Source organism: Hominimerdicola alba 8 (genome assembly GCF_000178155.2).
GTDB classification, from domain to species: domain Bacteria; phylum Bacillota; class Clostridia; order Oscillospirales; family Ruminococcaceae; genus Hominimerdicola; species Hominimerdicola alba_C.
This window is the reverse complement of sequence record NZ_ADKM02000078.1, coordinates 1-13,625: the sequence shown is the minus strand read 5'-3', so window position 1 is coordinate 13,625 and position 13,625 is coordinate 1. Positions and strand designations below refer to the sequence as shown.

The window sequence follows — 13,625 nt, the reverse complement described above, 5'->3', positions numbered from 1 at the left end:
ACAATGTCGGTCGGTTTTATTATTGACTTTTTCCAGCTGTTGTGATAAAATATTATTCGGGTAAAAAGAAAAAACAGGCTGAGATCGTCAGCTTGACAGGGGACAATAATGAAGGAGCATATGTATCATGACAGATAAAAAAATGATCTTTATTGTTTTAGGTATAATAATATTAGTTGCAGTTTTGATAATTGTTCTTGTGACCAAGAATGCTTTGATCGGGCTGTGCGGCTGTGCTGTGCTGGTCTTGTGGCTGTTGATCTCTATAATCCGTATGCCAAAACACAAGACAGATGTTGTATTTCTGCTGTCTATGGCGGCACTGATGTCTGCGGGGGCAGGTACTTCGCTGTTTCTTCATATCAGAGGGAATGATCTCAAGGGCAACATGACTTTTATTTCTGTGATCGGCGGTCTGGCGGCAGTTGTGTTCACGGCTGTTGTTTCAAATATCCTGAGGAAAAAGCGCTGTAATCACCCTGTTGAAGCCGTTTGCTCGGACTTGGATGTTTTTGAAAGCAGTAATAGCGATAATAACGGCGTTACGCGGGTCTATGCGCCTATATGGGAATATGTCTACGAAGGGGCTTATTATAACGAGTCCGAAAAGATACACTCAAAGAATTGCAGAGTAAGAAAAGGTACTAAGATGACACTTTACATCGACCCGAACGACCCCGAAGATTTTATCGGTGTCAATTACACCTCACTAATAAAAATAGTTGTTGTGCTGTGTGTGCTGACAGGTGCGGCGATATGTATTTTTTACAATGATATATTCAATTAAAGAGATAATATAAAGACAAAAGGAGATAATCAAAATGCAAATGAGCAGAGAGCAATTTGAACAAATGACGGGTGAAAGGCTCCCTCGCAACGTTAAGCTGGTCACACATGAAGAAATGATGCAGATGCAGAATGGTCAGCCGAATTATCAGCCGTATCGGCAGCAGAACGGTCAGCCGAATTACCAGCCGTATCGGCAGCAGAATGTTCAGCCAAATTACGCGCAGTACCAACAGCCGAATGTTCAGCAGTACCCTCAGTCCTACGGTCAGATGAATAATTTGCAGCCCAATATGCCGAACAACTTAGATATGCGGCAGAGTCAGCCAACTCCGAAGCCCCATTCTAAAAAGGTTCTGGCTTCAATAGGTATAGGTGTGCTTGCATTATTCCTTACAGGCATGCTGAGCATTAATCTTTCGCTGGCTGTGCTGGCATTTTGCATAGCATCTGCATCGCACTATATAGGTCTTGATACAGAACCACACAGACAGGAGAGCAAGTTTATAGCAAAAGTCGTGACAGGCTGCGGCATACTGGCAGGTACGGGTCTGTTTGCAGGCTTGTTTTTGCCTGATGTGATAGGCTCTGTCATCGGCAGTGCTATCGCCATAGCTATCGGCGGAGCGGTCATAGCATCGCCCGCCATAGCACTGCGTCTGAAAATGCGCCGCTGCACCGAAAAGGTCAGGGCGGTCTGCATCGGACTTCACTCAAAGCGCGGTTCAGGCAGGCACTACAACATGGTACACGCCCCTATATGGCAGTACATGTTAGGCGGACATGCTTACACCCAGACAGAAAGCGTCTACTGCAATCCTCCTGAGTTTCAGGCAGGTGAGGGTGCAGAGATACTGGTAAACCCCAACGACCCTATGGATATAACACGCGGCAAGTCAAGCGGAAAGATAGCTGTTACGATGGCAGGTGTTATCGTGGCACTGCTGGGTGTTATAACACTGCTGCAAAGTTTAGGGCTGTTATGATGATTCAAGGTGATATAAATTGACAGGACACATTCATTCAACAGAAAGTTTCAGCTCGGTCGATGGACCCGGCAACAGATTTGTTATTTTTTTTCAGGGATGTCCCATGCGGTGCCTTTATTGCCATAATCCCGATACGTGGGAGGTAAACGGCGGCAGGGAAGTAACGGCGGAAGAGCTTCTTGACGAGTTCGACTCGGTTAAAGAGTTCCTCAAAGGCGGCGGCATCACCTGCACAGGCGGTGAACCATGCCTGCAAATGGGCTTTCTTACCGAACTTTTTGAGAAAGCCAAAGCACGCGGCATAAACACTTGCCTCGATACCTGCGGCATAACTTTCCGCGCGTCTGATACTTCGGCTTTTGACAGGCTGATGCAGTCTACCGACCTTGTGATGCTGGATATAAAGCACATCGACCCCGTCTGTCATAAGAAGCTGACAAGCCACGACAACGCAAATATCCTTGCTTTTGCGCAGTATCTTAGCGATATCGGCAAGCCCGTATGGATAAGGCATGTGGTAGTGCCGAATATTACCGACAACGAGGATTATCTTTACAGACTGGGCAGATTTCTCGCCCATATCAAGACCATCAAAGCACTTGATGTTCTGCCGTACCACACGCTGGGCAAGTCGAAATACGAAAAACTTGGGCTGGAATATCCGTTGGGTGATACCCCGCCCATGTCCCACGAGGGCGCACACAAAGCCCGCGACATCATAATGAGGGGGCTTAAGGACGAACTTCGTGATGAATTGAAAAAATAGTACAAAAAAGCACCCTGCTGCAAACAGGGTGCTTTTATATTGTCCGAAAATACTTCACCCCTCGCTATGGGCGAGGGGTGAATACAATACCAGAGGGGTGATGAATGCTGTTATTACAAGTCGATGATGACCTTGCCGCTGCCGACGGTAGGTGTCACTTCTGCGACCTTATCAGTGTTAGCGACAGTTATTTTGAAGTTTGCTTTTGTTTCGGTGTAGCTGCATTCTATCTTGCTGCCGTTTCTGGTTGCGGTCAACTCAAATACTTTGTTTGCCTCAGTGTCGTAAACAGGGCAAACTGCGGTCTTGCCGTCCTCAAGCTCATATATGGTGAAGTTTGTACCGTCCAGATAATCGTACTCGAAATCTCTCTTGAAATCACCGTATGCGATGATGGAGTTTGGCTTTGCCAGCGCAGGTATCTCGAAATAGTTGCACTTGTGGGTGTACCACTTGCCGCCCTCGAAGACCTTGCCTGTGATGATGTCAGTCCATCTTCCGGCAGGAACATAGTACTGCGCGATGCCGTCCTCGTTGAGGATAGGTGCAACAAGTATATTGTCGCCCAGCATGTACTGTCTGTCAAGTGTCAGGCAGGCGGGGTCATTTGCAAAGTCTATGACCATTGCTCTCATCATGGTCACGCCGACCTCGTGGGTCTTTATCGCCTGTGCCCACAGATAAGGCATCAGCTCGCCTTTCTTCTTTGTGAAGAAGCGCAGTACATCACAGCTTTCCTCATCAAACAGCCACGGCACGCGGTAAGACTGGTTGCCGTGAAGTCTTGAATGGGTGGAGAACAGACCGAATGCCGCCCATCTCTTGTAAATGTCGGGAGTAGCAGTGGCTTCAAAGCCCGCCATATCGTGGGAGGTGTAGCCAAAGCCCGAAATGCACAGGCTCAGGCAGCCGCGAACGACTTCTGCCATAGAGTTGTAGTTGCCCGAGCAGTCGCCGCCCCAGTGAACAGGGAACTTCTGACCGCCCGCAGTCGCAGACCTTGCGAACAGGCATGCCTTGTTCTCGCCATAGTATTCTTTCAGCACGTTGAATACGCACTCGTTGTACAGATAGGTGTAGTAGTTGTGCATCTTGATGGGGTCAGAGCCGTCAAAGTAGACCACATCGCGTGTAGGTATCCTCTCGCCAAAGTCGGTCTTGAAAGTGTCAACACCCATCTCACAGAGTTTTCTAAGGTAACCTGCGTACCATTTGCAGGCATCAGGATTGGTGAAGTCAACTATCGCCATACCCGGCTGCCACTCATCGCACTGGAACACCGAGCCGTCCTTTTTCTTGATGAAATAGCCGTGTTCCATACCCTCATCAAACAGTCTTGAACGCTGACCGACATATGGATTTATCCACACACAGGTCTTAAGTCCCTTAGTTTCATGCAGTCTTTTCAGCAGACCTTCAGGGTCGGGGAACTGCTCTGTATCCCACTCAAAGTTGCACCATTCCAGACCTTTCATCCAGAAGCAGTCAAAGTGGAATACCTGAAGAGGTATATCTCTTTCAGCCATGCCGTCGATGAAGCTGGTTATGGTAGCTTCATCATAGCTTGTCGTGAATGAAGATGTCAGCCACAGACCAAAGCTGAATGCAGGCGGCAGTGAAGGCTTGCCTGTCAGGTCGGTGTAGCCTTTCATTACCTGTGTGAGGTCTTCGCCGCCGAAAACGTAGTATTCAAGGCTCTCGCCCGGCAGTGTGAAGCTGACTTTTGAAACTGTGTCAGAGCATACTTCAAAGCTGACCTTGTCGCTGGAATTGACAAAAATGCCATAGCCGCGCGAAGATACATAGAAAGGTACGCTCTTGTAACTCTGGTCAGAGCATGTACCGCCGTCAGCGTTCCATATCTCAACGTTCTGACCGTTCTTCGCAAATGTGGTGAACTTCTCTCCGAAACCGTAGAAATATTCGCCAACAGTGGTGTCAAGCTGTTCTCTTATGTATGTGCGGTTCTCGTCAGCAGGATAACTCCAGAAAGTTTCGTCTGCCTGAGTTGCAAGTCTTGCCTGCTGTTTGAATGCGCTCTCGAAAATAACGCCTGTACTTCTCCAGCCGCCGCTTGTCAGCTTCTTGTCTTTGTAATAATATGAAACACTCCAGCTGTCCCTTGAAACCTCAACTCTGGTGTCACCCGAAACCAGCACAGCCTTGTGCTCATCAATGGTAACAGTTGGCTTGTAGTCGCCCTTGTTCAGTACAAAGTGCGGACCGTTGTCCTTGTAGCCCTTGTGGTGTGTTATGTTTACCTTTATAACGTTCTCTATATCTGAAGTATAGGTTATTTCAAGGTTTGCGCTGCCCAGCAGCTTATACCTCTCGCGTCCGTAGAAAGGTGTAGCCACCACCATGAAGCCGTTTTCGACCTCAACGATATCGTAAGCCTGATTGACATAGTTGACATCATAGCCTCTCTGGTTCAGCCAGAAACCGTCAGCAAATTTCATAGAATATACCTCCTCTTAGTTAATGAAATATCAATAAATGAAAGTTGCGAAAGAGCATATCTGCCGCAACAGCTTAGATATATTTTAATACATTCTGCCCAAAAAAGCAATAGCAAAAATCAATAATGTATAATATCCTTATGCTTTTAGTCATATTCAGGCTTAACTTTTAATGAATTGATTTTAAATTTATATCATATTCTGAAAGTGTTTTGGCAGACAGTTCGACCGCTTAATACAAAAGCCCTGCCCGCAGGCAGAGCTTTTGTTTACTGCTGACTCAGACTTCGTGGCTGCATTTTCCGAGAAACTGTCCGTCTTCCTGATAACCTTTGAGGATACGCAGACAGAGCGGCAGCACCATGTAGTCTGTTCCATCAAGGACAGTCCATGCGTTAGAGCTGTTCTTGATGGTGATAGTGCCGTTCTTTAACAGTTCAGCCATATGCGTTGCAGAAAGAACTTCATGCGGCTCTTTCTTAAAGATGATCTGTCCGTCAGCGATGCGTTCTTCATTCCTGTGCTCAGGCACATTCAGGTCGTAACAGTAATAGCTGTAGACCACTTCATTCTCGTCCTCATGCAGCTTTGTGCAGCCGCTTCCGATACCTTTGCTCATAACTTGACACCGTCCTTATTGTAGTTTTTATTGTGCAGAAGCTCTCTTCAGCTTCTTTTTGTTTTTATTAGCAAGTGCTTTCCAGCTTTGTTTGTAGCAGCTGTAGGCTGCTTCAAATTCCACTGCGGCAGGTTCATATCCGCCGAAGCATACCTGCTCAAACAGGCTCACCGCCCTGCTTATCTCAGCATCTCTGCTCTCAGCCAGTGAAAGTATCTGCTGTGGGGTCATGCCCCTGATATTTGCATCTCTGTCCGAAGAAAGTTCCAGCAGCCTTATGATACGCCTGTACAGCGCCAGCGTTTTTTCAGCCGATGTCTTGCGGAACTTCATTCTCAGCCTGAAGAACAGTTCGACGATCCTGTCAAGGAATATTACGAACACCAGCACGAACACAACACCCAGAAACAGTGCTATCCTGCTGAAATAGTCGATGAATGTCCTGATGGCTTCTGCCGCGTTGCCGGCACCTTGCTGCTGTTGTGCGACCTGCTTGTAGTCGGGCACTGTCGGGTCAAATGTCACCCAGCCTGCACCCGCTATATACGCTTCCACGAAAGCGTGTGCGTGGCTGTCGCGGACGATGTATTCGCCGTTCGCGCCCCTTTCAAATGCCGCGAAGCCCTCGACATACCTCGCGGGGATGCCCTCAGCCCTTGCCATAAGAACCATCGCAGTGGCGTAGCTTGTACATACGCCTGTCTTGCTGTCAAACAGGAAATACTCTATCGACTCGTCATCAGGCTCAAAGTCAAGGTCGTAGATGTAACCGTTTTTCAGAAAGTAGTTCACAAGCGCTTCGCATTTTTCGTAGTCGCTCTCGCAGTCCTTTGTTGCTTTATGCGCCAGTTCAGCTATTCTGTCGGAAACTCCGCCCTGTTCGGTGTAAAGTTCATAGACCCGCAGAATGTTTGAGTACTGGTATGGCGTGATATCACCGTTGTTCATGGCTTCGTTCAGCATGCGTTCAAAACTTGCCCTTGTAAACGGCAGACTGTTCACATATGCGTTTTCGGCATTGCCCTCTGCGGTGTAGCCGTAGCTAATACCTATTCCGCCGTAAGTCGCTGAATACCCGCCCCTGTAGCGCACTTCTCCGTGTACGTTCCTTGAACAGTAGCCCAGCTGTTCGGTGGCAGCCATCAGCGGCGCAGGAATATAGCTGGGGCTGTAGGTGGTGCCTGAAATGTTCAGCCAGGGTTTTGTCTTGTATTCATTGTATTTGCCGAACAGGTCATTTGTCAGTCCGTACTTCTCGTATCTGCCCGTTTCAGCGAGTCCTTTCATCATGTTGTACAGGTACAGCGGTGAGTTCACCTCGTTGTCAGCGCCGTCTTCTATGCCTCTCCAGTCGTTGAATTCGTCCCTCAGTACCCACTGTTCGCTCCTGTAGTAGTCAAAGGACTGTCTGCGCATGTATATCTCAGGAACGTCCTGCGATGAGCGGACAGTAAACAGCACTTCGCCCGTTGAGTCTGCACCGAAGCGCGGAGATGACACATCGTTCAGGTCATCGTAGGCGGTCTTGTTGGTGTTGACATTGAACTTGAAAATGCCTGTGTTGTTTTCCAGCTGTGATTTGAATTCAGGCTTCGGCAAAAGCATCGTAACCGCTCCGACAAATGTCACGAACAGTGCTATGCCCACCGTGTAGGAACTGTTTATCATCAGCTTTGAACCACTGTTTTCTTTTTTGGTGTCATCTGCTACAAGGCGCTGATGCACCATCATCGCCAGAAAAATGGTCATCATGAAAGTCAGGTTCAGCGTTTCGATGCTGTCAGCACGTTTGCCGTAAATTACGAACGGGAACATCGTCACCAGCATCACGCCGAATATCCTGAACCTGTACACTGTGAAATAATACAGCACCGATATCAGGAAAAAACCCAGACCTCCGAAAATGAAAGCGTTATACTCAAATACCGCGCCGACTTCCGACGAACTTAGGTAGAACCATTCGTAAAAGCTGACACCCGAACGCTGCCAGCCTGCACCTATCAGCATGCCCGAAAGGAATACCATTACTGCGCCTATACCGCAGTATATGAAAAACCTCAGTATCTTCTTTTTCTTTATCTTCTCAAAGAACCAGAACAGGAATATCTCATACAGTGTGAAGCCCAGTGTAGCCACACTTACATTTATGCTGTAATAGGTGTCGAATATTACGTTCATTACCACAGTACCAAGCAGTAATGGCAGGAAATATTTCTCTAAAGACCGCAGGAGCCATTTTTCAAGCCTGTCTCTTTTATCTGTCACGGCTCATGCCCCCTTTACGTTAGCTTTGAGAATTCAAATTCTCTGTTGACCGACCACATGTCGCTCCTCAAAGCGCTTATGCCGCTCTCTTTAACGACCACAAGAGTACCCTCGAAGCTGTCGGACAGTTCGGCAAGTTCACCGCTCATCTCAGCTGTGCATGAAGTAAAGCAGAGCATCGCCTTGCCTTTTTCGTTGATGTTGTGGTCGGGTTCGCGGTTCTCTTTTGGATATGGCGTTATGCCTGCCAGTCGTTCCTGCAAAAGCACCAGTGTGCCTTCGTCTGAGATCTCAGCCATCTCCCACTGACCATCGATGAAGTAGTTGTACTCGCTCTCGTAGCCCGACTTCACCAGCATGCCCAGCATAGCCAGCGAACCTTCGATGATTATATCCATCATTCTGTAGCTTATGAAGTCAGGTACCTCAGCCTTTGGCAGGTCGAGCCTGAACACCTGACTGGAAGAAGTTACTTTTTCATCAAGTCTGACCATGAACTGGTCTTTTTTTGAGGACAGCTTCCAGTTGACCCTTTTCAGCGGGTCACCCGGTACGTACTCCCTGTGTTCATATCCCGGCACACCTGTCAGCGTGCTTGAAGTTTCATCGCTCTCTTCATCGCTGTCATCAAAAGATATCCTCTCCGACACCGACCTCAGCACTTCCGTCTGCGAACCTGTATCGGGTATTCTCGGCAGGATGTTCACCTTGCATTTTGGCGGCAGGCGTTTCATTTTAAGGTTCAGCAGTCCGAGATAATCGCTGACCACTACCTTTTCCACCGATATCTCACCGCCTCCGCACAGCACTGCATTAAGCGGTATATCTATGCTGTCACCGTGAAGCCCCGAACATATCATCTTGTAGGTCAGCACATCGTCCTTTGATGCCACATTGGGCGTAACAGCAAGTGTAACTTCGATAAAACTTGTGGGCTGAAGGGCATGTTTCTTTGTTATATCCAGTCTTGCCGCAAAATCCTCGCCCTTGTTGACCACTTTGCTTGAAAGCGACAGCGAAAGAGCTATCTGCAACCTTGTACCTATCACCGTCACCAGTGAGATGATCAGTGCGATAGCCAGCAGAAAAAGTATGAAGAAGCCGCCGCTTCCGCTGACGAAATATGCCAGCACTATGGCAGTGAAAATGCAGATAATAAAATATAAAAGATTATTCATTCACATCACTCCGCAGTCGTGGGGCTGGGTATCGTCATGGCAATGGCAGCCAGTGCCGCAGCATTGTTCTCAAACGAAGACTTGCCCTTTGGCGAAAGCATAAGCCTGTGCGCCAGCACCTCGCCCATGATGTCCTTTACATCGTCCGGCACAACGTAATTCCTGCCCATTACAAAAGCGTATGCCTTTGCCGCCCTCAGCAGTGCGATAGAGCCTCTGGGCGAAACACCCAGCCTGATGTACTCGCTGTTTCTTGTGGCGGTAACGATATCGAGTATATAACGCCTGATGCTCGGTGCTGTTCCGACTTTCTGCGCCTCTTCCATGAGCACAGCTATGTCATCTGTTGTCATGACCGCTCTCAGGTCTTTTGCTGAAACCGCATTCTCGCCGTTGGTCATTATCTTCAGTTCGTCTTCATAAGCCGGATATCCCATGCTTATCTTCATAATAAATCTGTCCATCTGCGCTTCGGGCAGGTGGTAAGTACCGTATGTTTCAACGGGGTTCTGTGTAGCCAGCGTCATAAATGGTGTTGGCAGTATATGTGTAACGCCGTCTATGGACAGCTGATGCTCTTCCATTATTTCCAGCAGGCTTGACTGCGACTTAGGCGAAGCGCGGTTTATCTCGTCCGCCAGCAGAAAGTTGCACATAGCCGCACCCTCTTTGTATTCCAGTTCTCTTGTCACCTGATTTATCATGGAAAAACCCACGATATCAGACGGCATTACATCGGGGGTAAGCTGTATTCGGTTGAATTTTCCGTCCACCGACCTTGCCAGCGCAGACACAAGCTGAGTCTTGCCCACGCCAGGTACGTCCTCTATCAGCACATGTCCGCCGCAGAGCATTGCAGTGACTATTTTCAGCACTGTTGACTGTTTGCCGACAATTACCTTTTCAATATTTGCCACCAAAGCCTCGATCTTATTATTCATAAACAGTTCCTCCGTTTCGGGAAAATTTATATTTTTTATATAATAGCACAGTATTTGCAATAAAGCAAATAGTTATGTCAAATCGCTCGATATGCCTTTTGGTTATGACCGCTTTTCCGATACTGCCCAAAAGAATATCTTACTTATAGTATCGCTGTTCACAGCAAGAATAATTCATACTATATCAATTAATTATACCATATTTTAGAAGCGGTGTCAACAAAAAAAGCCGCTTTTACACGGCTGTTCCCGAACATCTGTATCTTATTTTTTGATGACCCGCCATTCGCCGTTTTCGACCACATACATGAACTCGCTGAGGTCTTTCCCACTCATGACTTCCATCAGTTCACCGAAGTCATCTACTGTCGGCAGACCGTCTATCTCGCTGATGTCTACCCAGTGCATCTCGCCCTCATCGGAAGAGATCAACTCGCCAGAATATTTCGTAGCTTCAAACAAAAATACTATGTACCTGCCGCCGGCATAGTCACCGTCTTTCAGCGGGAACTGTTTTACCCCGCAGATGCGTGGATCAAGCACCGTCAGACCTGTTTCCTCGCGCATCTCGCGCACCACAGCATCCACTACCGACTCGCCTGCTTCAATATGCCCGCCCGGAAAAGTGTACCCTGCCCAGCTTTTGCCGACTCTGTCCTGCATCAGCACCTTGTTGCCGTCGCGAAGCATGCACAGCACAGTCAGTTCGCATTCCTCAGTGCGCCTCATTTTTTTCACCATTCCGTTCAAGAAGACAGACTGTTTCAATGCCCATCGTGTGAGGGAACATATCAACAGGCTGAATATATGTTACTTTGTAGCCCTCGCGCCTGAATGCTTTCAGGTCGCGTTCCAGCGTTTCTATCTTGCAGGAAACATAGACTATCTTCTGCGGTGCCAGCCTGCCCGCACACCCGATGAACTCCCTGCTCGCTCCCGCACGCGGAGGGTCCATTATCAGCACATCACAGCCCTCGCCCTTTGAAGCCATCGCCTGCATGAATTTTCCCGCATCGTCATTGCAGAATTTTATGTTCTCAAGACCGTTCAGTTCGGCGTTTTTGTGTGCATCTCTGCATGCAGACTTGTTAAGTTCCACACCTGTGACCTCAGCACCGTTCTTAGCACATATGATGCCTATTGTGCCTGTGCCGCAGTAAGCGTCTATCACCCGCACTCCCTCAGAGATGCCTGCCGCTTCGACCGCACAGCTGTACAGCTTTTCGGTCTGCAACGGGTTGACCTGATAGAAAGACGCAGGCGATATCCGAAACCTGCACCCGCAAAGTTCGTCTTCTATGTACCCTTTGCCGAACAGGACGATATCTCGCTCACCCAGCGTCAGCGGCATACCGTCGGGGCAGATGTTCTGCACTATGGTCGTTATTTCGGGGTGCGCCGCACGCATTGCTTTGACAAGATTGTTCTTGGCGGGCAGCATCGCCCCCGCAGTTACCAGCACCAGCATGACCTGCCCTGTGCTGCGCGAAGTCCGTATCAGCGTGTGCCTGAGTATGCCGCGCCCGCTGCGTATATCATATGGCGGTATGCGCATATCTTTCATCAGCTTTTTGACAGACCTTACAATTGGCGCGGCGCGTTCGTCTTCAAGAAAACAGTCATCGACAGCCACTATCTTCTGCCCCGATGACTGATATACTCCCGATATTATGCGTTTTGAGCGGTCAAGCCCGTAGATGTTCTGTACCTTACAGCGGTAGTTGTATGGCTTTTCCATCGGCAGTATCCTGTTGACGGGTGCAAATTTTGACAGCATGCGGTCAGCCTTCTGCTGTTTTCGTTCAAGCTGGTCTTTGTAGGGTTCGTCCAGCTGACACCCCCCGCACCGCTTGAAACAGCGGCAATGTTTTTCACCTGTTTGCTTATCGGTCATTATCTTGTTGGACATATGGACAGCCTCCGAATAAAATAGTGGGTATATTATACCACGTTTGTGCCCCCATGTCAAACAAAAAAACGGACGTGCCGTGATTTCGTTGTTATGTCTTTATCATACCCAAAATATATGAATGAAAATTATGGTTATCCCGCTGATACACCACAAAAAACAGCGATCTGGCAGAACTTAAATTGGTTGGCGGATATCTTTCCCACGCCGCCTGCTGACGCATTATGCCAAAATCAGGATACCCCTATTGAAATCATGAAAAAAATGTGCTATAATAATCAAGTAAAGTATCTGACTATGAACGGAGGACAAGCATGCAGATAAAAGCAAATCGCCTTGCCGCACTGCTTTGCGCAGTCGCTTTGACTGCCATGACAGGCTGTGCGAGTCTTGGCGTGAGAGATACAGATACTCTCGACAACGGTAAAAGCCCCCGCAGTGCGGCGCTGTCACCCAAGTCTGATGAAAAGGAAAAGACCACCACCCCCGAAGAAGATGTTCAGACAGACAAAACGCCTATCACCGAAGATAAGCCGTCTTACGTGGTATCACTGCTGTGTGCGGGCGATAATCTCGTACATGACAACATCTATAACGAGGCGTGGCACAAGGGCGGTGACACCCATTATGATTTCAGCTACGCATATCAGTATGTTGAAAAATACCTCGATGGTACCGATATCGCGATACTAAATCAGGAAACGCTGGTGACCGATGACTACGGTCCGTCAAGCTATCCGCTGTTTGCCACACCTACCGCCAACGGCGACCACATGGTGGATATCGGTTTCAATGTCATTTCCATGAGCAATAACCATGTGCTGGATATGGGCTCTGACGGGCTTATAAGCAGTCTTGATTACTGGGACAGCAAGGGCGTGACCCACTACGGCGCTTACCGCGATGAAGCCGACAGCGAGAATATCCGCACGATGGAGGTCAACGGCATAACTTTCGCTTTTCTGGGTTATATGGAGCATACCAACGGCTTTTTCATCGAAGACGGTGAGGCGGGCAAGGTGGTCTATCTGGAAGAGGAAGATGTCATCGAAAGGCAGGTAAGGGCGGCTAACGAACTGGCTGATGTGGTGGTTGTAAGCTGTCATTTCGGCACCGAGATATCAAATGAACTGAATGTGGTACAGATAGATATGGCACCCAAGCTGGTCGAGTGGGGCGCTGACCTCATCATCGGCACACAGGCGCACACCATCAGTACGTGTGAGTACATCGACAAACCCGACGGCGGAAAGGCTTTCTGCTACTACGGTCTGGGAAATTTCATTTCGACAATGTACGATACCAAGTCACCTGTAGGCTTGATAGGCAAGCTGAATGTCATCAAAGACCCCGAAAGCGGTTCTGTCAGCTTCGAGAATGTCAAGGCGATACCGATAATCTCCCACTTTGAAGCTGAAAGCTATGACGGCGACTGGTACAACTGTACCGAATATCCCTATAAAGACTACACAGATGAACTTTTCGAGCGCAATTATATCGAGGGCTTCAACAGGCAGTGCGTCGAGGAATGCCTTGAATATATCCCCGACGAATTCTTAAGCATAGAGTAACATCATATAAATAATCTCCCAATTTTGATGTGTATTGCTTATGATACAAAATGGCTGTTCTTTCGTATTGTTCCCCCGCCTTCGGCGGGGGAACAATACACAACCAAATTGGAATTAAACAATAAAGTGTGCAGACAGCTTT

General features: G+C 48.2%; 11 protein-coding genes. 4 read left to right on the top strand and 7 right to left on the bottom strand.

Annotation, left to right across the window (positions count from 1 at the left end):
- The first annotated feature begins 127 nt into the window (after positions 1-127).
- The 3 genes from CUS_RS08550 to pflA are packed head-to-tail and all read left to right on the top strand — an operon-like array spanning position 128 to position 2,541.
- Positions 128-787 carry a DUF3592 domain-containing protein gene (locus tag CUS_RS08550; protein WP_002849603.1) on the top strand — a complete coding sequence of 220 codons (660 nt, stop codon included), beginning with the start codon at positions 128-130 and terminating at the stop codon, positions 785-787.
- 40 nt (positions 788-827) lie between these two features.
- The gene (locus tag CUS_RS08545; protein WP_157769511.1) at positions 828-1,772 is read left to right on the top strand and encodes a hypothetical protein; all 945 of its coding nucleotides are present in this window, start codon (positions 828-830) and stop codon (positions 1,770-1,772) included.
- Between the two features lie 19 nt (positions 1,773-1,791).
- The gene (gene pflA / locus CUS_RS08540; RefSeq protein WP_002849583.1) at positions 1,792-2,541 is read left to right on the top strand and encodes a pyruvate formate-lyase-activating protein; all 750 of its coding nucleotides are present in this window, start codon (positions 1,792-1,794) and stop codon (positions 2,539-2,541) included.
- A gap of 113 nt (positions 2,542-2,654) precedes the next feature.
- Here pflA and yicI read toward each other — a convergent pair whose 3' ends face one another.
- The 7 genes from yicI to rlmD form a co-directional block, all read right to left on the bottom strand.
- Positions 2,655-5,000, bottom strand: a complete 2,346-nt coding sequence (gene yicI / locus CUS_RS08535; RefSeq protein WP_002849572.1) for an alpha-xylosidase — start codon at positions 4,998-5,000, stop codon at positions 2,655-2,657.
- A gap of 280 nt (positions 5,001-5,280) precedes the next feature.
- Entirely contained in the window at positions 5,281-5,619 is a 339-nt protein-coding gene (locus tag CUS_RS08530; protein WP_002849594.1) for a hypothetical protein, read from the bottom strand.
- Positions 5,620-5,646: 27 nt separating this feature from the next.
- Positions 5,647-7,884 carry a DUF4129 domain-containing transglutaminase family protein gene (locus CUS_RS08525; RefSeq protein WP_002849580.1) on the bottom strand — a complete coding sequence of 746 codons (2,238 nt, stop codon included), beginning with the start codon at positions 7,882-7,884 and terminating at the stop codon, positions 5,647-5,649.
- A 14-nt stretch (positions 7,885-7,898) separates the two neighbouring features.
- A complete protein-coding gene (locus CUS_RS08520; RefSeq protein WP_002849601.1) occupies positions 7,899-9,062 on the bottom strand; it encodes a DUF58 domain-containing protein in 1,164 nt (387 codons plus the stop codon).
- 5 nt (positions 9,063-9,067) lie between these two features.
- Positions 9,068-10,003, bottom strand: a complete 936-nt coding sequence (locus CUS_RS08515; RefSeq protein ID WP_002849574.1) for an AAA family ATPase — start codon at positions 10,001-10,003, stop codon at positions 9,068-9,070.
- A gap of 264 nt (positions 10,004-10,267) precedes the next feature.
- Positions 10,268-10,732, bottom strand: a complete 465-nt coding sequence (locus CUS_RS08510) for an 8-oxo-dGTP diphosphatase (RefSeq protein WP_002849581.1) — start codon at positions 10,730-10,732, stop codon at positions 10,268-10,270.
- The gene (gene rlmD / locus CUS_RS08505) at positions 10,719-11,912 is read right to left on the bottom strand and encodes a 23S rRNA (uracil(1939)-C(5))-methyltransferase RlmD (RefSeq protein ID WP_002849586.1); all 1,194 of its coding nucleotides are present in this window, start codon (positions 11,910-11,912) and stop codon (positions 10,719-10,721) included. The genes CUS_RS08510 and rlmD overlap by 14 nt, the downstream gene beginning before the upstream one ends.
- A 314-nt stretch (positions 11,913-12,226) precedes the next feature.
- On the opposite strand from rlmD, the gene CUS_RS08500 reads away from it, so the two are divergent.
- The gene (locus tag CUS_RS08500) at positions 12,227-13,483 is read left to right on the top strand and encodes a CapA family protein (RefSeq protein ID WP_002849570.1); all 1,257 of its coding nucleotides are present in this window, start codon (positions 12,227-12,229) and stop codon (positions 13,481-13,483) included.
- The last annotated feature ends 142 nt before the right edge of the window (positions 13,484-13,625 follow it).

Excerpts from the sequence above, each read along its gene's own strand:
- CUS_RS08550 (WP_002849603.1), top strand. The coding sequence starts at position 128 with ATGACAGATAAAAAAATGATCTTTATTGTTTTAGGTATAATAATATTA.
- CUS_RS08545 (WP_157769511.1), top strand. The coding sequence starts at position 828 with ATGAGCAGAGAGCAATTTGAACAAATGACGGGTGAAAGGCTCCCTCGC.
- yicI (WP_002849572.1), bottom strand. The coding sequence starts at position 5,000 with ATGAAATTTGCTGACGGTTTCTGGCTGAACCAGAGAGGCTATGATGTC.
- CUS_RS08530 (WP_002849594.1), bottom strand. The coding sequence starts at position 5,619 with ATGAGCAAAGGTATCGGAAGCGGCTGCACAAAGCTGCATGAGGACGAG.
- CUS_RS08520 (WP_002849601.1), bottom strand. The coding sequence starts at position 9,062 with ATGAATAATCTTTTATATTTTATTATCTGCATTTTCACTGCCATAGTG.
- CUS_RS08515 (WP_002849574.1), bottom strand. The coding sequence starts at position 10,003 with ATGAATAATAAGATCGAGGCTTTGGTGGCAAATATTGAAAAGGTAATT.
- CUS_RS08510 (WP_002849581.1), bottom strand. The coding sequence starts at position 10,732 with ATGAGGCGCACTGAGGAATGCGAACTGACTGTGCTGTGCATGCTTCGC.
- rlmD (WP_002849586.1), bottom strand. The coding sequence starts at position 11,912 with ATGTCCAACAAGATAATGACCGATAAGCAAACAGGTGAAAAACATTGC.
- CUS_RS08500 (WP_002849570.1), top strand. The coding sequence starts at position 12,227 with ATGCAGATAAAAGCAAATCGCCTTGCCGCACTGCTTTGCGCAGTCGCT.